16 protein-coding genes are annotated in these 24,552 nt (G+C 63.2%); 7 read left to right on the top strand and 9 right to left on the bottom strand.

Going from position 1 to position 24,552, the window contains the following annotated elements; translation table 11 throughout:
* Positions 1–159: 159 nt before the first annotated feature.
* The 9 genes from M2396_RS09630 to putP form a co-directional block, all read right to left on the bottom strand.
* Complete coding sequence (locus M2396_RS09630) at positions 160–1,293, bottom strand: O-antigen ligase domain-containing protein (protein WP_224786450.1); 1,134 nt, start codon at positions 1,291–1,293, stop codon at positions 160–162.
* A gap of 22 nt (positions 1,294–1,315) precedes the next feature.
* Complete coding sequence (locus M2396_RS09635; protein WP_150571097.1) at positions 1,316–2,083, bottom strand: glycosyltransferase family 2 protein; 768 nt, start codon at positions 2,081–2,083, stop codon at positions 1,316–1,318.
* 29 nt (positions 2,084–2,112) lie between these two features.
* Complete coding sequence (locus M2396_RS09640; RefSeq protein ID WP_103435822.1) at positions 2,113–3,069, bottom strand: glycosyltransferase; 957 nt, start codon at positions 3,067–3,069, stop codon at positions 2,113–2,115.
* Positions 3,066–4,493: a PIG-L deacetylase family protein gene (locus M2396_RS09645; RefSeq protein ID WP_259074450.1), complete on the bottom strand. Its 1,428-nt coding sequence runs from the start codon at positions 4,491–4,493 to the stop codon at positions 3,066–3,068. The genes M2396_RS09640 and M2396_RS09645 overlap by 4 nt, the downstream gene beginning before the upstream one ends.
* Before the next feature lie 2 nt (positions 4,494–4,495).
* Complete coding sequence (locus tag M2396_RS09650; RefSeq protein WP_103438682.1) at positions 4,496–5,392, bottom strand: antimicrobial resistance protein Mig-14; 897 nt, start codon at positions 5,390–5,392, stop codon at positions 4,496–4,498.
* Entirely contained in the window at positions 5,392–6,522 is a 1,131-nt protein-coding gene (locus M2396_RS09655) for a glycosyltransferase (RefSeq protein WP_150571095.1), read from the bottom strand. Before M2396_RS09655 ends, M2396_RS09650 begins: the two co-directional genes overlap by 1 nt.
* Positions 6,506–8,263, bottom strand: a complete 1,758-nt coding sequence (locus M2396_RS09660) for a carbamoyltransferase (RefSeq protein ID WP_101315830.1) — start codon at positions 8,261–8,263, stop codon at positions 6,506–6,508. Before M2396_RS09660 ends, M2396_RS09655 begins: the two co-directional genes overlap by 17 nt.
* A 140-nt stretch (positions 8,264–8,403) precedes the next feature.
* The gene (locus tag M2396_RS09665; protein WP_150571094.1) at positions 8,404–9,240 is read right to left on the bottom strand and encodes a 23S rRNA (adenine(2030)-N(6))-methyltransferase RlmJ; all 837 of its coding nucleotides are present in this window, start codon (positions 9,238–9,240) and stop codon (positions 8,404–8,406) included.
* 154 nt (positions 9,241–9,394) lie between these two features.
* A complete protein-coding gene (gene putP / locus M2396_RS09670) occupies positions 9,395–10,870 on the bottom strand; it encodes a sodium/proline symporter PutP (protein WP_150571093.1) in 1,476 nt (491 codons plus the stop codon).
* 357 nt (positions 10,871–11,227) lie between these two features.
* Here putP and putA point away from each other — a divergent pair, with 357 nt between their 5' ends.
* The 7 genes from putA (at position 11,228) to M2396_RS09705 (ending at position 24,534) form a co-directional block, all read left to right on the top strand.
* Positions 11,228–15,181: a trifunctional transcriptional regulator/proline dehydrogenase/L-glutamate gamma-semialdehyde dehydrogenase gene (gene putA / locus M2396_RS09675; RefSeq protein ID WP_259074455.1), complete on the top strand. Its 3,954-nt coding sequence runs from the start codon at positions 11,228–11,230 to the stop codon at positions 15,179–15,181.
* Between the two features lie 582 nt (positions 15,182–15,763).
* Positions 15,764–17,566: an acyl-CoA dehydrogenase gene (locus M2396_RS09680; protein WP_150571092.1), complete on the top strand. Its 1,803-nt coding sequence runs from the start codon at positions 15,764–15,766 to the stop codon at positions 17,564–17,566.
* A 31-nt stretch (positions 17,567–17,597) separates the two neighbouring features.
* Positions 17,598–19,040, top strand: a complete 1,443-nt coding sequence (locus tag M2396_RS09685) for a TldD/PmbA family protein (protein ID WP_259074458.1) — start codon at positions 17,598–17,600, stop codon at positions 19,038–19,040.
* Entirely contained in the window at positions 19,040–20,371 is a 1,332-nt protein-coding gene (locus M2396_RS09690; RefSeq protein WP_259074460.1) for a TldD/PmbA family protein, read from the top strand. The genes M2396_RS09685 and M2396_RS09690 overlap by 1 nt, the downstream gene beginning before the upstream one ends.
* Positions 20,372–20,401: 30 nt before the next feature.
* The gene (gene mdtD / locus M2396_RS09695; RefSeq protein ID WP_101315814.1) at positions 20,402–21,829 is read left to right on the top strand and encodes a multidrug transporter subunit MdtD; all 1,428 of its coding nucleotides are present in this window, start codon (positions 20,402–20,404) and stop codon (positions 21,827–21,829) included.
* A gap of 64 nt (positions 21,830–21,893) precedes the next feature.
* Positions 21,894–23,279, top strand: a complete 1,386-nt coding sequence (gene dbpA, locus M2396_RS09700) for an ATP-dependent RNA helicase DbpA (protein WP_101315812.1) — start codon at positions 21,894–21,896, stop codon at positions 23,277–23,279.
* A gap of 73 nt (positions 23,280–23,352) precedes the next feature.
* Complete coding sequence (locus M2396_RS09705; protein WP_150571089.1) at positions 23,353–24,534, top strand: NAD(P)/FAD-dependent oxidoreductase; 1,182 nt, start codon at positions 23,353–23,355, stop codon at positions 24,532–24,534.
* Positions 24,535–24,552: the final 18 nt, after the last annotated feature.

The raw sequence follows: 24,552 nt of genomic DNA on the forward strand, positions 1-24,552 counted from the left end.
CTTGAATTCACCGCGACCTGTAGGAGCGGCCTTGTGTCGCGAAAGGCCAGCGTAGCTGGCCCGCGAAGTCAGCGGCGATGCTGAGGCCGTCGGGCCCGCTCTGCGGGCCTTTCGCGACACAAGGCCGCTCCTACAGGGATCGCGCAAGCTTCTGATCTGTTACCAGCGCGAGCGCTGTTGTTGCTGGACAACCCTGCCCAACACCATCGCTGCCGGCAACAACACCAGCGGCCAAAGCTCATCCGGATTGCCGATCAGCTTGCTGCCATCGAAATTGAGCATCACCAGCGCGCACGCCAGGTACATACCCCACGGATCGCGCAGGCGAATCGCTTCGATCAGGGTCATGGCCATGACGATCAGGAACAGCACCAGCGAAACGCCACCGGTGTACAAGCCCATCGCGACGAAGATGTTATGCGGATGCTGAATCGGCATCACACCGCTGAGCAGCTTGTCGGTCTGGAACTCTACGCCACAGCCAAGCAGCCAGCCGCAATTGCGCCACTCGCCGACCATGATCTGGAACAACTCGATGCGATACGAGTCGCCGCGCGCAAACAGGTTATGGAACCACTGCGCATCCTTGACCAGCCACAGCGCTATCGCCCCCATCACCCCACACGCCAACAGCCAAGGCCCGGCAACCCGGGGGAAGCGCCACAGCGCGTAGCACGCCCAGGCCGCGAACAGGAAGGCTGCGCCGACCAGTGCAGTGCGCGTCTGCAAGACGAAACTGACCGCCACCACCGATAGCACTACGGCAGCACAGGCTTCCACCCAGCGACGGTTCTTGACCCACGCTGGCATGGCCAGGGCCAGCGCGCAGAACAACCAGATGCTGGCATAGATCACGTTCTCAAGCCGCGCGGGCAGGATCCCTACTCGCGCGCCGAAGCGGAACTCGCCAGACTGGTAGGCATAGGCCGCACAGCCATAGATATACAGGCACAGCGCCCAGAACAGGGCTCGGGTGAATGCCTCGGAGCGGAAGAAGTCCGGATTGAGCAGCCCGCCCAGAATGAACACGAACAAGGTCACATAGAGGATGTGCTTGTAGAACTGCCCATCGCCAGCCACCGCCGCTGGCACCAGGAACCACAGCAGAAACACTACCCAGGCCCAGCCCAGCTTGTTTGCAAACAATCCCGCGCCGCGCTCCTTTATCAGGAACACCAGCCCAGGCAACGCGACGAACGCGTAAAAAATGTTGTTGGTCCACTTCGAGGACGCCATCAACACATAGCTGAGCAGAAACACGATCAGTGCTGCAGCAAAGTATTGCCTGCTCATTGCGCCCTCCTTGCCTATCTTTTCAAACATCCTTCAATATCCATCCAACCAGCAGTCCAATAACGAGCGCAGCCATCAATTTGATGCGCTCCATGCGCTTGCGCCGAAGCTTCTTGACCTTCTCTTCGGGCATTTCCACGTGCTCACCGAAACCGGTGTGCAATACAGCGTCGTTTTCAAGAATCAGTGCGTAGCGGTTGGCGTCGGCATACAGCCGCGACAGGCTCTTCTCGCCCGAATGCGAGGCATACGGCGCGTGCGCCTGGTAATCAGCCAGCCGGCGCAGGCCCGGATTGAAGGAGAACCCCTGCCATTCCGGTTTGTTCGAACCCAGCTGGTAGAACGGGATGCCGGCGTGCACCTGACGCTCGTGCAGGAACACATACGGGCTGTGCACCTGCAGGTCATGGGCAAAGCTGCGCAGCCAGACCTGCAAGGCCTGTGGATCGGCTTCAAGCAGGGCCATGGAGTCTTCGATGAAGCCCGGGCGGTAGAACGCCCAGTCATCTTCACAGTGGAACACCCAGAACGTCCTGATCTGCGCGTACGCGGCGTCAACCGAACGCAACTGGCCCAGCTTCGGGTTGTTGACGATAAAGGTCGTGTGCGCACGCCAGTGTTCGGGGATGCACTCGCGCACGGCTTCGTCGCCGGCGTCTTCGGTGATGAACACCTCGCGGATGGGCGCGGTGTTGAAGCGGTCGAAAGTCTCGAGCGTGCGCTTGAGCAGATCGAACCGACCGCAACTGGTCACCATCAGCGTGATTTCGCTGCTTTCACTGAAAAGCATGGTTGTCCTCGATGGTTTAGGGTCGGGCGTTATAGACCCAGGGCGCGACGCAGACGTTGCCACGGGCCCGGGTTGTCACGCTGACGCAAAGGGGGACGCATGGCCTCGACGATCGCCTGGCCGATGGCGTGGAAGCTGAAGCGCTGCTCTGCCAATGCCTGGCCATTGCGGGAAATACGCTCGGCCAGGGCGCTGTCGGCACGCAGCACCGCGAGTTTTTCACGCAATTGCGCAAGGTCGCGGTACAGCACAATGTTGTCCATGTCGACAAAGCCCAGGGCGCGGTTTTCTTCATCACCCTGGTCGTAGGCGAACAGCACACAGCCACAGGCCATGGCTTCGAAGTTCTTGATCATGTACTCGCCCATGCCGACATCGGCACTGACGAAGTAGCGAATGCGGCTGAGGGTCTGGCTGTACTCTTCGCCGGACTTGGTGCGGGTGATGACCAGGTTTTCCACCTCGGCCAACGAGTCGAGCATGGCCTTGCGCCCGGAATAGGCGACGCTGCGCAGGCTGCCGACAAACGCCAGTTCGATATCGCGCTCACGGTTCTCGTTGCGCAGCAGCGCCTGATCATAGCCCTTGGGCACGAACACCGCGTCAAAACCTTCGTCCTGCAGACGGCGGGTGACCACCGCACCAGAGGTGATCACCCGCGCCCACGGCAGGCGGCGGTAATGCGCGCTGAACTTGCCGGTGTACTTGCAGGGGATGTAGTTCTGGTAGGCATCGTGCTCGAGGATGACCAGATTGGGTATCTGGCTGATGAAGCGAACCTGACGGATCTCCTTTTTGAAGCGCAAGAAGAACAGGATGCGGTCGTACTGTTCGACCTGCACATGCTGCTTGAAGTAACCGCGCAGGTCGTCCTGTTCGGCGTCGGTCAGCCAGCGGATATCACACTCGCAACTGGCGGCGATGCCTTCATACAGCCGATCAAGGATGGCGCGCTGCTCTTTCTGGACCAGAAACAGGACTTTCACTGTGGTTTACTCTTGTCGACCAGTGTCTCGACCCAAAACAGTTCGTGGCGACGCACTGCCTTACGGAAGAACTCGTTTTTACCAAATAGCGGCCAACGGCGACCAGCCAGATACTGTTGCAGCAGGCGCCGAACTCGCCTTTTGAGCGGCGCCGGCGGCTGCAGGTCGTGCATCATAGCCAAAGACATGGCCTTTTGCCTCTGTCGCTCAGGCGAGACTTGCAGTGCCCACGGGCACATCCCCGGCTGCGCCTCGAACAACGGCGGCAAAGCCACGCCGTCACCCGCCTCGCCCATCGGCCAGCGGTCGTTGTCATGAAGGTGGTTGGCGTACAGCAGCAGGGTCTGCGGCTGCCACTGGCACGCGGCCAGCGCCTCGCGCAGTGCGTCGTGGGCGCAGACGTGATCGGGGTGCGGGTCGAGCTGCGGATGCGGCAGCACCACGGTGTCCGGTCGCGCGCGCTCGATCAGCTCGCACAGGTCAGCCACCAGGGCCTGCCAGGTCGGCTGACCGTGTGCATCACTCTGAAGGGTGCATTCGTTGAAGCGGCGAAACGGACGCGTGTCGACCAGATCGGCCTCACGGGACGCCACTGCTGCCTGCGGATCGGCCTGCATCGCGCTCAATTGCATGCAGAAGTAACCGAGCTGCACACTCTGCGCCGATGGCACCCCGGCCCAGCGCGGCACGGCGACGCTGTCCCAACTGCGCAGCTCGCCCTTGAGCCGGGCTGCCTGCACGGTGTCCAGGGCCAGTGTGTCGCGGTAGTACTCATTTTCAATTTCGCCAGCGGTCAGGGTGACGATCCAGCTCTGCTCGGCCTGGGCATACGCTGCAAAGGCCGCCAGTTCGGCATCATCGGCATGCGGCGCGATCACCATCAGGGTGCCGGCAAGGTAGTCGGCGTGGCCGATAACCAGCAGCTCCATTTCAGCTGCCAGCCGGCAGTGGCGCCCGCGCAAACGCAGTTGCCCAGCTGCCAATGCCGCCTCTTGACCACTTAGATTGAGGTAGCGCACGCCCTTGGCGCCGCGCTCGAAGCTTTGCTTGTCGGCGTTGCCGCCTTCGATGACAACGGCAGGGTCAAGCAGCCGACCCAGCAAGCTGGCGCGCAGTTGCACCCGCAGCAGCAGGGTCTGGCTGGCATCCAGTACGCAATCTGCAGGCAGCGTCAGCAGGCCGTCGCGGCTGTGCAGCGGGTAGCGCGCGCAGCCTTGCAGGTCGTACTCGTAATCACTGGCGGCCACGTAGAACAGGTGATCGGAAAACCAGGCTTCATGGCCGACCCACAGCAACAGCGCGAGTACCGGCGGCAGCCACCACAGCCACAAGCCCGACAGCAATAGAACGCACAACAGCACCAACACTACCAGCCGTTTGCGCTTGCGATGACGATTGAGTAACTGCTGCTTGCGTGCGCTCATGGTCAGACCTGATACACCGGCACCGGCGTGCACCAACGCTCCTTGTACTCCCGGTCAGCACGACCGAAGGAGAACCGCAGGGCCTTGTTGCGCGCGCGGGCATCTTCCCAGGCGGCCTGGGTATTGAGGAAACTCAGCACGCTACCGGGGCTGAACGCCTTGGTCTCGGGGTCGACGCCGCCGTTGACGTACTCGACGCTGACCCACTCCGGGGCCTCGACACGGTAGATCAGCTGGATGGCAATCGGTGCACCTTCAAGCAATACCACCGAACCGATCAACAGCTCGCGCAGGCGCTCCAGCACTTCAGGCATATGCTGCGCGCCGGTGGCGGCGAAGCCCCAGCGGCGCTGGAACAGGTCGCAATACATGCTGGCGATCTGCGCCGAGGTAAAATCGCTGATCGGCTGCACCTGCCCGCCGGCTTCTTCCAACAGGCGCAGTTCACGGCGCTGGTTGTAGCGAAACTTCTTCGACAGGTCTTCCGGCGCGCGGGCCATGGCCAACTGTTCAGTTTGCGCCTGCAGGCCGCTGAAGCGCCCGTGATTGAGCTCTGACAGGTAGCGCCCGGCGTGCCGCAGCGGCGCCTCGGCAGTGCTGGACGCCGGCAGAATCAGTTCGGCATTGCCCAGGTCGAACAGACCCTTTTTGCCGTGACGCTTGAGCACGTCCTTGGACAATGCCAGGTGGCGTCCCCAGGTCGGAATGGCCGCCTGTAAATCACCGCCCTGCTCCCACCCCAGATAGCGGACCGGGATCTGCGCAAGCTCAGCCAACTGTTCGAGCACCCGCGGATGGGTCGCGACGCTGCCGCCGAAGCGCTGCCAGGTCTCGGCATAGGCGGCGGCATCGATGACTTTCCAGCCGCGCTCGCGCACAGCCGGGATGCGGTTGAAGATCACGGCTGCACCGCCAACGCCTGTGCTTGCGGCAACTGCCAGAAGGTCTCGGCGACGGCCTGGTCACTGAAGCGCTCGCGCAAGCGTTGCAGCATGTGCTCGGCACACGCCTGACGCTGCTGGTCGTCCAGCCTGGCCATATGTTCCAGGCCCTGGGCCAACTGCCCGGCATCGCCCAGCGGGAACAGCATGCTAACGCCCTCGACCACTTCGCGGGCACCGCCACAGGCCGTGGCCAATACCGGAACGCCGGCGACCATAGCCTCCAGCAGAACCATGCCGAACGGCTCGTGGTCCGAGCTCAGCGCAAATACATCGAACGCCTTGAAGTAGCGCCGCGCATCCGCCACCTGGCCAAGAAAGTCGACCTGAGCAGCAATACCCAGTTCGACCGCCAGGGCCTTGAGCTGTGGCTCCAGGCGGCCAGTGCCGAGGATCGCCAGGCGAGCACCGGCAGGCAGATTCGGCAGCGCCTGGGCAAAGCCTTTGAGCAAGGTCGCCTGGTCTTTGTCCGGGTGCAGACGGCCAACATTGCCGACAATCCACGCCTGTGGGTCGAGGCCAAGTACGCGCCGAGCTTCCGCAGCCGGCACCAGGCTGGCCTGCAGTGCATCGACGTCGATGCGGTTGTACAGGGTTTGAATACGTTCGGCCGGCCACTGCGTCAGGCAGCGGCGCATATCGTCGCGCACCGCGTCGGACACGCCGAGCAAGCTCAGGCGCTGGCGGAACAGATTGGCGAAAAGCCGGCGGCTGTTGCGCTGATAGTCGCCGAACGCGTGGTGCACGCCGATCACCGGCAGGTCGGTGCCGAGCAAGGCGACATAGATCGGCTTGAAGCGGTGGGCGATGCACAGGGCAAAGTTGCGCTCGGCAGCGATCCGCCGCAGCGCACGTATCGCCCCCAGCTTCAGGCCGCGCACGGCCTTGGAGCTGAACTCGAGAAACAGCACTTCGTCCGAAGCACAGCCCGCTGCTACCTGCGGATCGGCCTTGCCGGTGAGAAACACCGTGGTGACCTGATAACCGCGCCCCTGAAACAGGCTGGCGTACTGACGGGCGCAGTCGAGAAACGGCCCGTCATAACCATGGCAGAACTGCAGAATGCGCGGTTCAGAGCGGCTGGTCATAAGGCGCAGCGCCATCCTTCACGACCAGGATGTCTTCCATGATCAGGTACTGCAGGTCCGAGCCGAAGAACATGTTCAAGGCGTCGGTCGGCGAGCAGATCATCGGTTCGCCACGACGGTTCAGCGAGGTGTTCAGCGACACGCCGTTGCCGGTCAGGTCTTCCAGCGCTTTCATCATGTCGTAGTAGCGCGGGTTGTATTCGCGTTTGAGCACCTGGGCACGCGAAGTGCCGTCCTCGTGGACCACTTCCGGTACACGAGTTTTCCATTCATCCGACACTTCGAAGGTGAAGGTCATGAACGGCGCAGGGTGATCGATCTTGATCATCTGCGGCGCAACGGTGTCGAGCATCGACGGGCAGAAAGGCCTCCAGCGCTCGCGGAACTTGATCTGGTGGTTGATCCGGTCAGCAACCCCGGCAACGCTTGGGCAGCCGATGATCGAACGGCCACCGAGCGCGCGCGGGCCAAATTCCATACGGCCCTGGAACCAGGCCACCGGGTTGCCATCGACCATGATCTTGGCGATCTGCTCGGGCATGTTGTCCAGCTTGCGCCACTGCGGCTGGCTCGGATGGCGAGCGCAGGCGGCAATCACGTCCTCGTTGGAATACGACGGGCCGAGGTAGACGTGCTCCATCTTCTCGACCGGGACGCCACGGGCGTGCGACACGTAGGCAGCAGCGCCGACCGCAGTACCGGCGTCACCGGAGGCAGGCTGCACGAACAGCTCCTTGACGTCCGGGCGGGCGATGATCTTCTGGTTGAGCTTGACGTTCAGCGCGCAGCCGCCAGCGAAGGCCAGCTTGCCGGTCTGCTTGAGGATGTCGCCCAGGTAATGGTCGATCATCTGCAGCGCAAGCTTCTCGAACAGCGCCTGCATGCTCGCCGCGTAGTGGATGTACGGCTCGTCGGCGATATCGCCTTCGCGCTTGGGACCCAGCCACTCGATCAGTTTAGGCGAGAAGTAGAAGCCCTTGCCCTTTTCTTTATAGCGACGCAGGCCGATGACGTTGGCGTATTCGGTGTTGATCACCAGTTCGCCGTTTTCAAAGCTGGCCAGGCGCGAGAAGTCATATTTGCTGGCATCGCCGTATGGCGCCATGCCCATGACCTTGAACTCGCCGTCGAGCATTTCGAAGCCGAGGAACTCGGTGATCGCGCCATACAGGCCGCCGAGCGAGTCCGGATCGAAGAACTCCTTGATCTTGTGGATCTTGCCGTTTTCACCGTAGCCAAAGAAGGTCGTGGCGTATTCGCCCTTGCCATCGATGCCGAGGATCGCGGTTTTTTCTTTAAAGCCCGAGCAGTGGTAAGCACTGGAGGCGTGCGCCAAGTGGTGCTCGACCGGCTCGATCTTGATCTTTTTCGGATCGAAGCCCAGTTGTTCGAGGCACCAGACGATCTTGTTGCGATAGCGCTTGTAGCGACGGTTGCCCATCAGCAGCGCGTCAAGGGCGCGGTCCGGGGCATACCAGTAGCGCTTGGCATAGTGCCAGCGGGCCTTGCCGAACAGGCTGATCGGGGCGAAGGGTATGGCGACCACATCGACGTCCGACGGCTTGATGCCGGCCTGCTCCAGGCAGAACTTCGCCGATTCGTAGGGCATGCGGTTCTTCGCATGCTTGTCACGCACGAAGCGCTCTTCTTCGGCGGCGGCAATCAGCTTGCCGTCGATGTACAGGGCCGCGGAAGGGTCATGGCTAAGGGCGCCGGACAGGCCAAGAATCGTCAATGCCAAGGGTCTAGCCTCTTCATTCGGTAGAGATGCGCGGTCGGCCTCACGGGCGGACGGCGGCTAAAGGGCGGGATTATAACGCAAAGCTCCATCGCGCACCGCCCCTGTGTGGAGCGGGCCCGGGGCGGCGAGACAGGATCGGATTATTCCGCAATCAGCCAATCGAGGCGCCAGCTACCGTCAGTCTGGGCCAGCTCTTTGGCCAGCAGCGGCAGCAACTCGCGCAGCTCTTCTTCCAGGCCCCATGGCGGGTTGGCAATCGCCAGGCCGGAACCGTTCAGACCCTGCGGGCTGTCCTGATGATGCACATACAGCTCGGCGCGCAGCAGCTTCGGCGCGCCGGTGCTGGTCAGGTCCTGATAGTAGCGAGTCAGCAAGCGCTGGTCCTTGATCGGGTACCAGATCACCGCCACCGTCTGGCGCATGCGCCCGATCGCTTCCTTGACTGCAACGGTGCAGCGCTTGAGCTCGTCGGCCTGCTCGAACGGCGGATCGATGAGCATGATCGCGCGCTTTTCCTGCACTGGCAGCAGCGCCCGCGGCACATGCCAGCCTTCGCCCAGATGAACGGTGACGCGCGGGTCCTTTTTCATGTTCTCGCGCAGCAATGGGCCGTCTTCCGGGTGCTTTTCGTTGAACAGCGCACGGTCCTGCTGACGCATCAGCCGGCGCGCCAACTCGGGCGAGCCCGGGTAATAGCGCAGCTCACCTTCTGGATTCAGGCGCTTGATCACGCGCAGGTAGTCGGCGGTGATCCCGGGCAGATCGTCACGGCCCCACAGCCGGGCAACGCCCTCCAGGTACTCACCGGTACGGCTCGCCTGGTCGCCGTGCAGGTCGTACAGACCGAGGCCGGCGTGGGTATCGATGTAAGCGAACGGCTGCTCCTTGCGCGACATCAAGGCGATGAGGCGGGTCAGCACGATGTGTTTGAAGACGTCGGCATGGTTGCCGGCGTGGAAGGCGTGACGATAGTTCATGGCAACTCCTGCGCAGGCGGCAAGTTTACCTTGTCAGGCTGGAGCCGTCAGGCCTGCGTATGCGCCAGGCGACTGCAGGCCTGCCTTGCAGCGGGCAAGAAAAAGCCCGCACCTAAACAGGCGCGGGCTTTTTCATACAGCGGTCAGGGCAACATTACTTACCGATGTGGTAAGCCTCGTCAGCCTTCTCGAAGCGCGAAACCATGCTCGAGGTCGGTGCGCCCAGCTTGCTCACCAGCACGATGGCGATGGTGGCAAACAGGAAGCCCGGGATGATTTCGTACAGGCCGGTGTCCAGCTGCTTCCAGAAGATCACGGTCAGTGCGCCAACTACGATACCGCTCAGCGCGCCATTGCGGGTCATGCCCTTCCACAGTACCGACAGCAGGACTACCGGACCAAACGCAGCACCGAAGCCAGCCCAGGCGTACGCCACCAGACCAAGCACGCGGTTTTCCGGGTTGGCTGCCAGGGCGATGGCGATCAGTGCCACGGCCAGGACCATCATCCGGCCGACCCAGACCAGCTCGACCTGGGAAGCGTTTTTACGCAGGAAAGTCTTGTAGAAGTCTTCGGTCAGGGCGCTGGAGCAGACCAGCAGCTGGCAGCTCAGGGTGCTCATCACCGCCGCCAGAATGGCCGACAGCAGCACACCGGCGATCCACGGGTTGAACAGGATCTTCGCCAGCTCGATGAACACACGCTCGTGGTTCTCGGTAACCGGGCCAGCCAGTTCAGGGTTGGCCGAGAAGTAGGCGATACCGAAGAAGCCCACGGCGCAAGTACCAGCCAGGCACAGGATCATCCAGGTCATCGAGATGCGACGAGCATTGGCGATCGACTTGACCGACTCGGCAGCCATGAACCGCGCGAGGATGTGCGGCTGGCCGAAGTAGCCCAGGCCCCAGCCCATCAGCGAGATGATGCCGATGAAGGTCGCCCCTTTGAACATGTCGAAGTTGGCCGGGTTCTGCGCTTCGATGGCGAGGAAGGTGGTGTCGAAGCCGCCCGTCGAGATCAGCACGATGATCGGCGTCAGGATCAGCGCGAAGATCATCAGCGAGGCCTGCACGGTGTCGGTCCAGCTCACTGCCAGGAAACCACCGACGAAGGTGTAGGCGATGGTCGCAGCAGCGCCGGCCCACAGCGCGGTTTCGTACGACATGCCGAAGGTGCTTTCGAACAGGCGAGCACCAGCCACAATGCCGGAGGCACAGTAGATGGTGAAGAACACCAGGATGACGATCGCGGAGATGATCCGCAGCAGGCCGCTCTTGTCTTCAAAGCGGCTGGCGAAGTAGTCCGGCAGGGTCAGCGCGTCGCCGTTGTGCTCGGTCTGCACACGCAGACGGCCGGCCACGAACAGCCAGTTCAGGTAGGCACCAACGGTCAGGCCGATGGCGATCCAGGCTTCGGACAAGCCGGACATGTAGATGGCGCCTGGCAGGCCCATCAACAGCCAGCCGCTCATGTCGGAGGCACCTGCGGACAGCGCGGTGACAACGCTACCGAGGCTACGTCCGCCGAGAATGTAATCGGAAAGGTTGTTGGTGGAGCGATAGGCGGCGAAGCCGATCAGTACCATTGCTGCGATGTAGACCACGAAGGTGATCGTCAGTGGATTGCCCATGGTTGTGCCCTGGCGTTTGTTTTTATTTCATGCAACCTGCCGACAAAGCGGTTGCACCCAGGCGGCGCATGCTATGCAACAACATGAACCGGGTGCAACCATTTTTCATTTGCCAGTTGCACCCTGAAATGCGTTTACACAGAAAACGTCGCTTTTAGACACTTTTGTCGCAAACGCCGCGTTTATCAAAGGAAAACGCACCACAATCGAGCAGCGCGACGACCTGAAACCACGCGCCAGACGAGTTGCACCTCAAACTATAAAAAAACGGGTTGCACCAGGTTGCACCCGCAATGGGCTAGCGCTAATCTTGGCCTCAGCTAAAGCCACAGCAAGTGGCAATAATGAGGATAAGAAATGGCGACGACCACCCTTGGGGTCAAACTCGATGACCCTACCCGTGAGCGACTCAAGGCAGCTGCGCAGTCGATTGACCGCACGCCGCATTGGTTGATCAAGCAGGCTATCTTCAATTACCTGGAGAAGCTCGAGGGTGGCGCGACCCTGCACGAAATCAATGGCCATGGTGCCAACCTCAGTGACGACGCCGGCGAGGTACAGCCTGAGCATAGCCATCAATGCTTCCTCGAGTTCGCTGAAAGCATCCTGCCGCAATCGGTACTGCGTGCTGCCATCACTTCGGCCTACCGTCGCCCCGAGCAGGAAATGGTGCCGATGCTGCTGGAGCAGGCGCGCCTGACCACTGCCCAGGCCGAAGCCACCAACAAGCTCGCCTCGGGCATCGCCGAGAAGCTGCGTAACCAGAAGAGCGCCAGCGGTCGTGCCGGTATCGTTCAGGGCCTGCTGCAGGAGTTTTCGCTGTCGTCGCAGGAAGGCGTTGCACTCATGTGCCTGGCCGAAGCCCTGCTGCGCATCCCCGACAAAGGCACCCGCGACGCGCTGATCCGCGACAAGATCAGCACCGGCAACTGGCACCCGCACCTGGGCAACAGTCCGTCGCTGTTCGTCAACGCAGCAACCTGGGGCCTGCTGCTGACCGGCAAGCTGGTCTCGACCCACAACGAATCCGGCCTGACTTCGTCGCTGACGCGCATCATCGGCAAAAGTGGCGAGCCGATGATCCGCAAGGGCGTCGACATGGCCATGCGCCTGATGGGCGAGCAGTTCGTCACCGGCGAAACCATCGCCGAAGCCCTGGCCAACGCTAGCCGCTTCGAGTCCAAAGGCTTCCGTTATTCCTACGACATGCTCGGTGAAGCCGCACTCACCGAGCATGACGCACAGAAGTACCTGGCCTCCTACGAGCAGGCGATCCACTCGATCGGCAAGGCCTCCCATGGCCGCGGCATCTATGAAGGCCCGGGCATCTCGATCAAGCTTTCCGCCCTGCACCCTCGCTACAGCCGCGCGCAATACGAGCGGGTGATGGACGAGCTGTACCCGCGCCTGCTGTCGCTGACCTTGCTGGCCAAGCAGTACGACATCGGCCTTAACATCGACGCCGAAGAAGCCGACCGCCTCGAGCTGTCGCTGGACCTGCTCGAGCGCCTGTGCTTCGAGCCATCGCTGACTGGCTGGAACGGTATCGGCTTTGTCATCCAGGCTTATCAGAAGCGTTGCCCGTACGTGATCGACTCGGTCATCGACCTGGCCAAGCGCAGCCGCCATCGCTTGATGATCCGCCTGGTCAAGGGCGCCTACTGGGACAGCGAAATCAAGCGCGCCCAGGTCGAAGGTCTGGAAGGCTATCCGGTCTACACCCGCAAGGTGTACACCGACGTTTCCTACATCGCCTGCGCACGCAAGCTGCTGTCGGTGCCAGAAGCCATCTACCCGCAGTTCGCTACCCACAACGCCCACACCCTGTCGGCCATCTATCACATTGCCGGGCAGAACTACTACCCGGGCCAGTACGAGTTCCAGTGCCTGCACGGCATGGGCGAGCCGCTCTACGAGCAAGTGGTGGGCAAAGTTGCCGATGGCAAGCTGAACCGTCCGTGCCGGGTGTATGCCCCGGTCGGTACCCACGAGACGCTGCTGGCCTATCTGGTGCGACGCCTGCTGGAAAACGGCGCCAACACCTCGTTCGTCAACCGTATTGCCGACCACTCGATTTCGATTCAAGAGCTGGTCTCCGACCCGGTTGCCAATATCGAGCAAATGGCGGCCCAGGAAGGCAGCATCGGCCTGCCGCACCCGCGCATCCCGCTGCCGCGTGACCTGTATGGCAGCGAGCGGGCCAACTCGGCCGGTATCGACCTGGCCAACGAACATCGCCTGGCGTCGTTGTCCTGCGCGTTGCTGGCAACCGCTCACACCGAGTGGAAGGCCTCACCAATGCTGGGTTGCGCCAGCAGCCAGGAAGTGCCGGCAGCCGTGATCAACCCGTCCGATCATCGCGACGTCGTCGGTCATGTGCAGGAAGCCACCGTCATTGATGTCGACAACGCCATCCAGTGCGCGCTGAACGCTGCGCCGATCTGGCAAGCGACGCCGCCAGCCGAACGTGCAGCGATCCTCGAGCGCAGCGCCGACCTGATGGAGGCCGAGATCCAGCCGTTGATGGGCCTGCTGGTGCGTGAAGCCGGCAAGACCTACGCCAACGCCATTGCCGAAGTCCGCGAAGCGGTGGACTTCCTGCGTTACTACGCAGTACAGGCCCGCAGCAACTTCAGCAACGACGCCCACCGCCCACTGGGCCCGGTGGTGTGCATCAGCCCGTGGAACTTCCCGCTGGCGATCTTCAGCGGCCAGGTTGCCGCGGCCTTGGCTGCCGGTAACCCTGTGCTGGCCAAGCCTGCCGAGCAAACTCCGCTTATCGCTGCGCAAGCGGTGCGCTTGATGCTTGAAGCCGGCATCCCTGAAGGTGTGCTGCAACTGCTGCCAGGCCGCGGTGAAACCGTCGGCGCCGGTCTGGTCGGTGACGAGCGGGTCAAAGGTGTGATGTTCACTGGCTCGACTGAAGTCGCCCGCCTGCTGCAACGCAATATCGCTGGCCGCCTCGACGCTCAAGGCCGGCCGATCCCGCTGATCGCTGAAACCGGCGGGCAGAACGCGATGATCGTCGACTCGTCGGCCTTGACCGAGCAAGTGGTGATCGACGTGGTTTCCTCGGCGTTCGACAGCGCCGGTCAACGTTGCTCGGCCCTGCGCGTCCTGTGCCTGCAGGAAGACTCCGCCGACCGCGTCATTGAAATGCTCAAGGGCGCCATGGCGCAAAACCGCCAAGGCAACCCGGAACGACTCTCGGTGGACATCGGCCCGGTAATCGACGCCGAAGCCAAGGCTGGCATCGAGAAGCACATCCAGGCCATGCGTGAAAAAGGCCGCGCCGTGTATCAGGTGGCCATCGCCGATGCTGCCGAGTGCAAACGCGGTACCTTCGTCATGCCGACCTTGATCGAGCTGGACAGCTTCGACGAACTCAAGCGCGAGATCTTCGGCCCGGTACTGCACGTAGTGCGCTACAACCGCCGCAATCTCGACCAGTTGCTCGAGCAGATCAACGCCTCCGGCTACGGCCTGACCCTGGGCGTACACACCCGCATTGACGAAACCATCGCCAAGGTTGTGGATACCGTCAACGCCGGCAACATGTACGTCAACCGCAACATCGTCGGTGCCGTGGTCGGCGTGCAGCCGTTCGGTGGTGAAGGCCTGTCCGGCACCGGCCCGAAAGCCGGCGGCCCGCTGTACCTGTACCGGCTGCTCTCAACCCGCCCGGTCGACGCCGTGGCTCGCCAGTTCAAGGAGGCCGATGCTGCCAGCAAGGTCGACAGCGTCCTGCGCGAGCAACTGATCAAGCCGCTGCACAGCCTTAAAGCCTGGGCCGAAAGCAACCAGCTGAGCGACCTGGCCAGCCTCTGCGAGCAGTTCGCAGAGCAATCACAGAGCGGCATCACCCGCCTGCTGCCGGGCCCGACCGGCGAGCGCAACAGCTACACCATCCTGCCGCGCGAGCATGTGCTGTGCCTGGCAGACAATGAAGCTGACCTGCTGGCTCAATTGGCTGCAGTACTGGCCGTAGGCAGCTCGGCGGTATGCGTCGACGGCGAGCCGGCCAAGAGCCTGCGTGCGCGCCTGCCTAAAGAGCTGCAAGGCAAGGTCAAGCTGGTGGCCGACTGGACCAAGGATGAAGTAGCGTTCGATGCTGTTATCCACCACGGCCACTCGGACCAACTGCGCGCCGTGTGCGAGCAGGTAGCCAAGCGCGCCGGGGCGATTGTCGGCGTGCACGGGCTGTCCAGCGGCGATCAGCAGATTGCCCTGGAGCGTTTGGTGATCGAGCGCGCAGTGAGCGTCAACACCGCTGCGGCGGGGGGTAACGCGAGCTTGATGACGATCGGCTGACACCGACACGGCAGTAACCAAAAAGGAGAGCTTCGGCTCTCCTTTTTTATGACTTTCAGATACAACTTGCTGCCACTTGCATCGCCTGATTCCAGGTCGGCGTCGCCTGTATTGGGGCTGCTCCTACAGTACCGCGCATGGCGGCGGGCGAGGCGTCTGGCGCGCCTATGCCGACTGGACGCGATCCCTGTAGGAGCGGCCTTGTGTCGCGAAAGGGCCGCGAAGCGGCCCCGACATCAGCAGCAGTTACACCAAACTACGTCCAATAGCCGGCCGTTGGCGCACCGCAGCGCAATCACCGCCGCATCCCCAACTCGGCATCATCCATCAGCGCCTTGGCCAGCGCGCTCAAGTCATGTGAAGCCCTTCGAGGAAATGGCGACTGCGGGGAGCGCTCTCAAGATCCAGCGCCGCCCGCGTGGCGCATCGCGCCACAAGGCCGCTCCAGAAGCCCGTGACATGCACTTAGTGGCCGCAATTCGCCACCCCTCCCCCACACCATCACCTCAATCAATGATGCTGGCCTCACCCACTCCTCATTCCTAGACTCGCCTTAAGCCCCTCACCACTGGACCCGCCAGCATGTCCGAAACCCTGCTCAGCTCCCGCAACCTGGCTTTCGAGCTCTACGAAGTACTCGACGCCGAGGCCCTGACCCAGCGCCCGCGCTTCGCCGAGCACAGCCGGGAAACCTTCGATGCGGCGTTGGCCACTGCGCGCACCATCGCCGAGAAGTACTTCGCCGGGCACAACCGCAAGGCAGACGAAAATGAACCGCGCTACGTCGATGGCCGGGCCGAGTTGATTGCCGAAGTGAAGCCTGCGGTCGATGCCTTTTTGCAGGCGGGTTTCCTCAATGCCAACCGCGATTTCGAGGTCGGTGGCATGCAGTTGCCGAGCCTGCTCTCGCAAGCCTGTTTCGCGCACTTCCAGGCAGCCAACGCGGGCACTACGGCCTACCCGTTTCTGACCATGGGCGCCGCCAACCTGATCGAGAGTTTCGGCAGCGATGAGCAGAAGCGCTTGTTCCTGCAGCCGATGATCGAGGGGCGCTACTTCGGCACCATGGCCCTGACCGAACCCCATGCTGGCTCGTCACTGGCGGATATCCGCACCCGCGCCGAACCGGCTGGCGATGGCAGTTACCGGATCAAGGGCAACAAGATCTTCATCTCCGGCGGCGACCATCAGCTGTCGGAGAACATCGTCCATCTGGTGCTGGCGAAGCTGCCGGACGCGCCCGCCGGGGTGAAGGGCATTTCGCTGTTTATCGTGCCCAAGTACCTGGCCAATGCCGATGGCAGCCTGGGCCCGCGCAACGATGTGCTGCTGGCCGGGCTGTTCCACAAGATGGGCTGGCGCGGCACCACCTCGACGGCGCTTAACTTTGGTGACCAGGGCAACTGCGTGGGCTATTTGCTGGGCCAGCCGCACCAGGGCCTGGCCTGCATGTTCCAGATGATGAACGAGGCGCGGATCGGCGTCGGCATGGGTGCGGTGATGCTCGGCTATGCCGGCTACCTGTACTCGCTGGAGTACGCGCGCCAGCGGCCACAGGGGCGTTTGCCGGACAACAAGGATCCGCTCAGCGCGGCAGTGCCGATCATCGCTCACAGTGACGTGAAGCGTATGCTGCTGACGCAGAAGGCCTATGTCGAAGGTGCGTTCGATCTGGGCCTGTATGCAGCGCGGCTGTTCGACGATACCCACACCGCGCCCAGCGACAGCGAGCGCCAGCAGGCCCAGGCATTGCTCGACCTGCTGACGCCGATCGTCAAGTCGTGGCCCTCGGAGTTCTGCCTCAAGGCCAACGAGCTGGCGATCCAGATCCTCGGCGGTCACGGCTACACCCGCGAGTATCCGGTCGAGCAGTACTACCGCGACAATCGCCTGAACCCGATCCATGAAGGCACCCACGGCATCCAGTCGCTCGACCTGCTCGGCCGCAAGCTGGCGCACAATGGCGGCGCCGGGCTCAAGCAGTTGATCCGCCTGATCGCCGCAACGGCCGAGCGCGCCAGCCATCACCCTGCCCTCGATGACCTGCGCCAGCCGCTTGAGCAACTGGTCAATCGGCTGCAGGCGGTGACCTTGGCGCTACTTGGCGATATGGCGGCGGGCAAGGTCAGCACTGCGCTGGCCAACTCGGCGCTGTACCTCAAGGTGTTTGGCCATTGCGTGATTGGCTGGCGCTGGCTGGAGCAGGCGCTGCATGCCGAGCGCGGGCTGGTCAACGGCGCGGCGGCCGACCACCACTTCTATCGTGGCAAGTTGCAGGCGGCGCGTTATTTCCTGACTTGGGAAGTACCGGGCTGCCATACTGAGCTGGCACTGCTCGAGGCCCGCGATGACACTTGCCTGAGCATGCACGAAGGGTGGTTCTAGGGGGAGCCGCCGCGTTCACGGAGTTCTGCCCATGTTCGATTCCAGCGCCCTGCTGCGTCAGCGCTTTGCCTCGCTGCGCAGTACGGCCGAGGTGTTTTCGCTGCGCCACGTCAAGCAGTCCTATCAAGGCCTGGCGGTGCGCCGCAATGTTGCCCAGCCACCGTTCTTCAATCAGGACGAAGGCGCCATGCTCACCGTGCGCATCAACGGTGTCGAGGCCTATGCGGCCACCGCCGATCTTTCGCAAAGCGGCTTGCAACGGGCCCTGGAGCAGGCCGAAGCGCTGGCCCGGCAGATCGCCCGGCACAGCCTGCTGGACTTGACCACGCAAGCGGTGCCGAGTGAGCGCCATGACCATGTCTCCCCCAACTTCATTCAGCCGCTGCCGAACCTGGCCGATTGCCTGGGCCTGCTCGCCGCCGAATCGGCCAGCGTGCCGACGGATGACCGCCTGGTCGATTGGCAGGCGAGCCTGGGTATCAGCGAAGTCGAGCAGACCTACTTGAACTCGGCCGGCGCCGAACTGCGCCACGCCCAGCGCTTTTTGTTCCCGGGCATGGCCGTCACTGCCAGCGACGGCCAGGACAGCCAGAGCCGCAGCCTGGGCCGGGACAATTTTGGCCAGCAGGGCGGTTTCGAGATCATCGAGCGCTGCGGTCTGATCGGTGCCGCGACGCAGGTTGCCGATCAGGCCTTGCAACTGTTGCTGGCGCCCAACACGCCGAGCGGCAAGCGCGACCTGTTGCTGATGCCTGACCAGATGATGCTGCAGATCCACGAGTCGATCGGCCACCCGCTGGAGATGGACCGAATTCTGGGCGACGAGCGCAACTACGCCGGTACCAGTTTCGTCAAAGCCAGCGACTTCGGCGAGCTGCAATATGGCTCGAGCCTACTCAATGTGACCTTCGACCCGACCATCGCCGAAGAGCTGGCCAGCTACAGCCACGACGATGACGGCACGGCCGCCAGCAAGCAGTTCCTGATCCGTCAGGGCAAGCTGTTGCGCCCGCTAGGGGGCGCGCTGTCGCAGTTCCGCTCCGGGCTTGATGGGGTCGCCAACAGCCGCGCCTGCAGCTGGAACCGCGCGCCGATCGACCGCATGGCCAACCTCAATATCGAACCCGGCGAGCAGTCGCTGGCGCAGCTGATTGGCGGTATCGAGCAGGGCATCCTGATGCGCACCAACCGCTCGTGGTCGATTGACGATGCGCGCAACAAGTTTCAGTTTGGCTGCGAGTGGGGCCAGTTGATCGAAGACGGCCAACTCAAGGGCGTGGTCAAGAACCCTAACTACCGCGGTATTTCGGCGCAGTTCTGGCGCGACCTGTCGGCAGTCGGCGACCGCAGCACTTTCGAGGTACTCGGCACCCCCAACTGCGGCAAGGGCGAGCCCAATCAGGTGGTGCGGGTCGGCCATGCGTCGCCGGCCTGTGTGTTCAGCCAGATCGATGTATTCGGAGGAGACGCCTGATGCGCGCCACACCCCAGGAGCAATTCCAGCAGCTGCTGCAAACCTTGCGTGCAGCCCTGCGCGACGGCGAGCAGTTCACCCTCGGTTTCAGCGCCGAGCAGTCGCAGTTCATTCGTTTCAACCATGCCAAGGTGCGCCAGGCCGGTGTGGTCAGCCAGGCCAACGCCCAACTGCGGCTGGTCGACAATGGCCGCCAGGCCGAGCAGCAGTTCACCCTGTGTGGCGATGCCGAGCTTGACCAGCAGCGCCTGCACGATGCCCTCAAGCAATTGCGCCAGACCTTGCCGCTGCTGGCCGTCGACCCGTACCTGAGCCTGGACGACAGCGCCTGGCATTCGCACAGCCTGCAACAACAGGCGCTGCCGGACCCAGCCGAGGTGCTGGCGCTGGTCGAGCGCGAAGCTGCCGAACTGGATTTGGTCGGCATTTACGCCGCCGGCCCGATCTGCCGCGGCTTTGCCAGTTCGTTCGGGGCGTTTGGCTGGCATGAAGCGGTCAGTTTCAACTTCGACTGGAGCCTGTTCCACGCCAACGGCGAGGCAGTCAAAGCCAACTATGCCGGCCAGAGCTGGGACGCTGCTGCCTTTGTCGAGCGTTTGCGCCTGGCCCGCGAGCAACTGGCCTATCTGGGCCTGCCTGGGGTGCTGCTCAAGCCCGGCAGCTATCGCGCTTACCTAGCGCCAGCGGCCATGGATGAAATCGCCGGCATGCTCTGCTGGGGCGGTTTTTCCGCGCAGGCACTGGCCACCGGCAACAGCGCCTTGCAGCGGCTGTACAGCGGCGATGCGCAATTGAGCCCGCTGGTGAGTATCAGCGAGCAGGTCAGTGGCTCGTTGAGCCCGGCGTTTTCCGACGAAGGTTCGCAGCGCCAGGACCTGCAACTGATCGCCGAGGGTCGCGGCCTGCAGCGCCTGGTCAGTGCCCGCAGCGCAGCGGAGTTCAAGCTGGCCGCCAACGGCGCCGACAGCTACGAGTCGCCCTGCGCGCTGAGCCTGGCACCGGGCGAGTTGGCCACCGCCGACATCCTCCAGCGCCTGGGCACCGGCCTGTACATCAGCAACCTGTGGTACCTGAACTACTCTGACCTGCCAGCAGCACGGATGACCGGCCTGACCCGCTTTGCCACCTTCTGGGTGGAGAACGGCGAGATTCAGGGGCCGGTCAGCACCATGCGCTTCGACGACACCCTGTACAACCTGCTCGGCCAGCAGCTCGAAGCCTTGACCGCCGAGCGTGAGCTGATCCTTTCGACCAGCACCTACGGCCAACGGCAAACCGGATCGAGTCATTTGCCGGGCGCGCTGGTCAAAGCGATGACCCTGACTCTGTAACACCGCCGCCTAGAAGGATTTGAGGCCGCCATGACCGATCGCGCACCGCTTGACCCTGTCACCGCCCGCTGGATCCCGTGGGTGGTGGCGATTGCCTTTTTCATGCAGTCACTCGACGGCACCATCCTCAACACCGCGCTGCCGGCGATGGCGCGCTCGCTCGAAGAAGACCCGCTGCGCATGCAAGGGGTGATCATCGCCTACATGCTCACCGTGGCCTTGCTGATCCCGGCCTCGGGCTGGATCTCCGACCGCTTTGGCACCAAGCGGATCTTCTTCAGCGCGATCCTCTTGTTCAGCTTTGGCTCACTGCTGTGCGCCCTGGCCAACAGCCTCGGTTTCCTCATCGGGGCGCGGATCATTCAGGGCCTGGGCGGCGCCTTGATGCTGCCGGTCGGGCGGCTCGTGGTGCTGCGCGCCTACCCGCGTTCAGAGCTGGTGCGGATCATGAGCTTCATCACCATCCCTGGCCTGCTCGGCCCGCTGCTGGGGCCGACCGTCGGTGGCTGGCTGGTAGAAATCCTCAGTTGGCACTGGATCTTCTTGCTCAACCTGCCGGTGGGTGCGCTGGGCTGTTGGGCGGTATGGAAGTTCATCCCCGACCTGCGCGGCAGCGAGCGCACGACCTTCGATACGCCAGGGTTCCTTCTGTTTGGTGCAGCGATGGTGCTGATCACCATTGCCATGGAAGGCCTGGGCGAGCTGCACATGCCGCACCTGCGGGTGATGTTGCTGCTGTTTGCCGGCATGGCATGCCTGGCGGCCTACTGGCTGCGCGCCGGGCGCGATCCCGAGCCGCTGTTCTCGCCCAGCCTGTTCCGCGTGCGCACCTTCGCCATCGGTATTCTCGGCAACCTGTTCGCCCGTCTGGGCAGCGGTGCCCTGCCCTTTCTGGTGCCGCTGCTGCTGCAGATCGCCCTGGGCTATTCGCCGTCCCAGGCCGGCATGAGCATGATCCCTCTGGCAGCAGCGGCGATGGTTGCCAAGTCGGTAGCACGGCCGCTGATCGAGCGGCTCGGCTACCGCATCATCCTCACCGGCAATACCGTGCTGCTGGGCATCCTCCTGGCGAGCCTGGGCCTGGTCGATGAGCAGACGCCGTATGCTTTGTTGCTGGTGCAGCTGTCGTTGCTCGGTGCAGTCAACTCGCTGCAGTTCACCGCGATGAACACGGTGACCCTGATCGATCTCGACGATGCCAGCGCCAGCAGCGGCAACGGCTTGCTTTCGGTGGTTGCGCAACTGGCCTTGAGCCTGGGCGTGGCCTGTGCCGGTGCCCTGCTCGGCGGCTTCACCGCGGCTGGTAACGGCGATGGCGTTGAGAGCGTGCTGGGGGCCTTCCAGCTGACCTTCTTCACCATCGGCCTGATGTCGATGCTGGCAGCGGCGATCTTCCTGCAACTGGCGCCAAGCGACGGCAGGCGTGCCCGTCGTCCGGAAGCCGAGATCGAACCTTAGGGGGAATGGCCACGAGGCTGGTAGACTATCGGGCATTTTTCGCTTTGCTACCCAGGCCCGCCTCGTGACCACCGAATCCACCGCATTTGCCTCTTTGCCCTTGTCTGCCGCCATGCTGGCCAACCTGGAGGCGCTCGGCTATGCCGCGATGACCCCGATCCAGGCCCAGAGCCTGCCGGTGATCCTGCGTGGCCAGGACCTGATCGCCCAGGCCAAGACCGGCAGCGGCAAGACTGCCGCCTTTGGCATCGGCTTGCTCAATCCGCTCAACCCGCGCTACTTCGGCTGCCAGGCACTGGTCCTGTGCCCGACCCGCGAGCTGGCTGACCAGGTGGCCAAAGAACTGCGCCGGCTGGCCCGGGCGGAAGACAACATCAAGATCCTGACCCTCTGCGGTGGGGTTTCGCTCGGCCCGCAGATCGCCTCGCTGGAGCACGGCGCGCACATCATCGTTGGCACTCCGGGCCGGGTTCAGCAGCATCTGGACAAGGGCACGCTGGTCCTCGACGGGCTCAACACGCTGGTGCTCGACGAAGCCGACCGCATGCTCGACATGGGCTTCTTCGACGCCATTGCCGCGATCATCGGCAAGACCCCGTCGCGCCGGCAGACCTTGCTGTTCTCGGCCACCTACCCGAGCGGCATCGAGCAACTGGCTGCTGACTTCATGCGCAAGCCGCAGCAGGTCAAGGTCGACGCGCTGCACAGCGAAACCCAGATCGAGCAGAGCTTCATCGAGATCGACCCGCAGCAGCGCCTTGAAGCGCTGACCCGCGTGCTCGCGCACTACCGCCCTGAATCGTGCGTGGCGTTCTGCTTCACCAAGCAGCAGTGCGACGAAGTGGTCAACCACCTGACCGCCAAAGGCATCGTTGCCCAGGCGCTGCATGGCGATCTGGAGCAGCGTGACCGCGACCAGGTGCTGGCGATGTTCGCCAACCGTAGCATCTCGGTGCTGGTTGCCACCGACGTTGCCGCGCGCGGCCTGGATATCGACGGCCTGGACATGGTCATCAACGTCGAACTGGCGCGTGATGCCGAAATCCACGTACACCGAGTCGGCCGTACCGGCCGTGCTGGCGAAAAGGGCGTCGCCGTCAGCCTGGTCGCTCCCGCCGAAGGCCATCGCGCCCAGGCCATCGAGCAGCAACAGAAGCGCCCCCTGCGCTGGGAACAGCTGGACAACCTCAAGAGCCAGGGCGGCGAGCCGCTGCTGCCGGTAATGGTCACTCTTTGCATCGGCGCCGGGCGTAAAGACAAGCTGCGCCCGGGTGACATCCTCGGTGCACTGACCGGCGACGCCGGCATCCCTGGCAAGCAGGTCGGCAAGATCGCCATCTTCGACTTCCAGGCCTTGGTTGCGGTCGAGCGAGCATTGGCCAAGCAGGCCGTGCAGCGCCTCAACAGCGGCAAGATCAAGGGCCGCGCGCTGAGAGTGCGGATCCTCTGATAGCTGCAGCAACCCTGTGCCGACGGCGCAGGGTTGGCCTCACCTTCTGTTCAACTGATTCCAGGTAACTCCCGTGCACTCCACCGACGTGATCATCCTCGGCGCTGGCGCCGCCGGCCTGATGTGCGCTCAGCTCAGCGCCAACCGTGGCCGCCGCGTGCTGCTGCTCGACCATGCCAACAAACCGGGCAAGAAGATCCTCATGTCGGGTGGCGGGCGTTGCAACTTCACCAACATGTACACCGAGCCGAGCAACTTCCTCTCGAACAACCCGCACTTCTGCAAATCGGCGCTGGCCCGCTATACCCAGTGGGACTTCATCGAACTGGTGGCTAAGCACCAGGTGCCGTATCACGAGAAGAAGCTCGGTCAGCTGTTCTGCGACAACAAGTCCAGCGACATCCTCGATTTGCTGCTGGCTGAATGCGACGCTGCCGGGGTGGACCTGCGCATGGACACCAGCATCGAGACCATCGAGAAAACCGCCGAGGGTTATCGGCTGCAGACCAGCGCCGGCCCGTTCGCCTGCCAGTCGCTGGTGATCGCCACCGGCGGGTTGTCGATCCCGACGCTGGGCGCCAGCGGCTTCGGCTACCAGGTGGCGCGCCAGTTCGGCCACACCTTGCTGCCAACCCGTGCCGGGCTGGTGCCGTTCACCATCACCGAGCCGCAGCTCAAGGCCATGTGCACCGAGCTTTCGGGCACCTCGCTGGACTGCACCGCCAGCTGCAACGGCAGCAGCTTCCGCGAGAACCTGCTGTTTACTCACCGCGGCTTGAGTGGCCCGGCGATTCTGCAGATTTCTTCGTTCTGGGAGGCCGGCGACAGCGTCGAGATCAACCTGCTGCCTGACCGTGACGCGCTGGACTGGCTGCAAAGCCAGCAAATCGAGCGCGCCAACAGCGAGCTGAAGACCGTGCTCGGCGAGGTGTTCACGCGCAAGCTGGCAAACCTGCTGGCCGAGCAGTGGTTCGAATCCAAGCCGATGAAGCAGTACACCCCGGCCGAGCTGGCACAGATCGCTGACAAGCTGGCCTGCTGGCAGGTGGTGCCGGCCGGCACCGAAGGTTATCGCACGGCCGAGGTCACCCTGGGCGGCGTCGACACCCGCGAAGTGTCGTCCAAGACCATGGAATCGCTGAAAAGCCCTGGGCTGTATTTCATCGGTGAAGTGCTCGATGTCAGCGGCCATCTCGGCGGATTTAATTTCCAGTGGGCCTGGGCTTCCGCCAACGCCGCGGCGCAGTTCGTGTAATGTAGAATCCTTTCAGCA

This window comes from Pseudomonas sp. BIGb0278, from assembly GCF_024809895.1.
GTDB lineage: Bacteria > Pseudomonadota > Gammaproteobacteria > Pseudomonadales > Pseudomonadaceae > Aquipseudomonas > Aquipseudomonas shirazensis.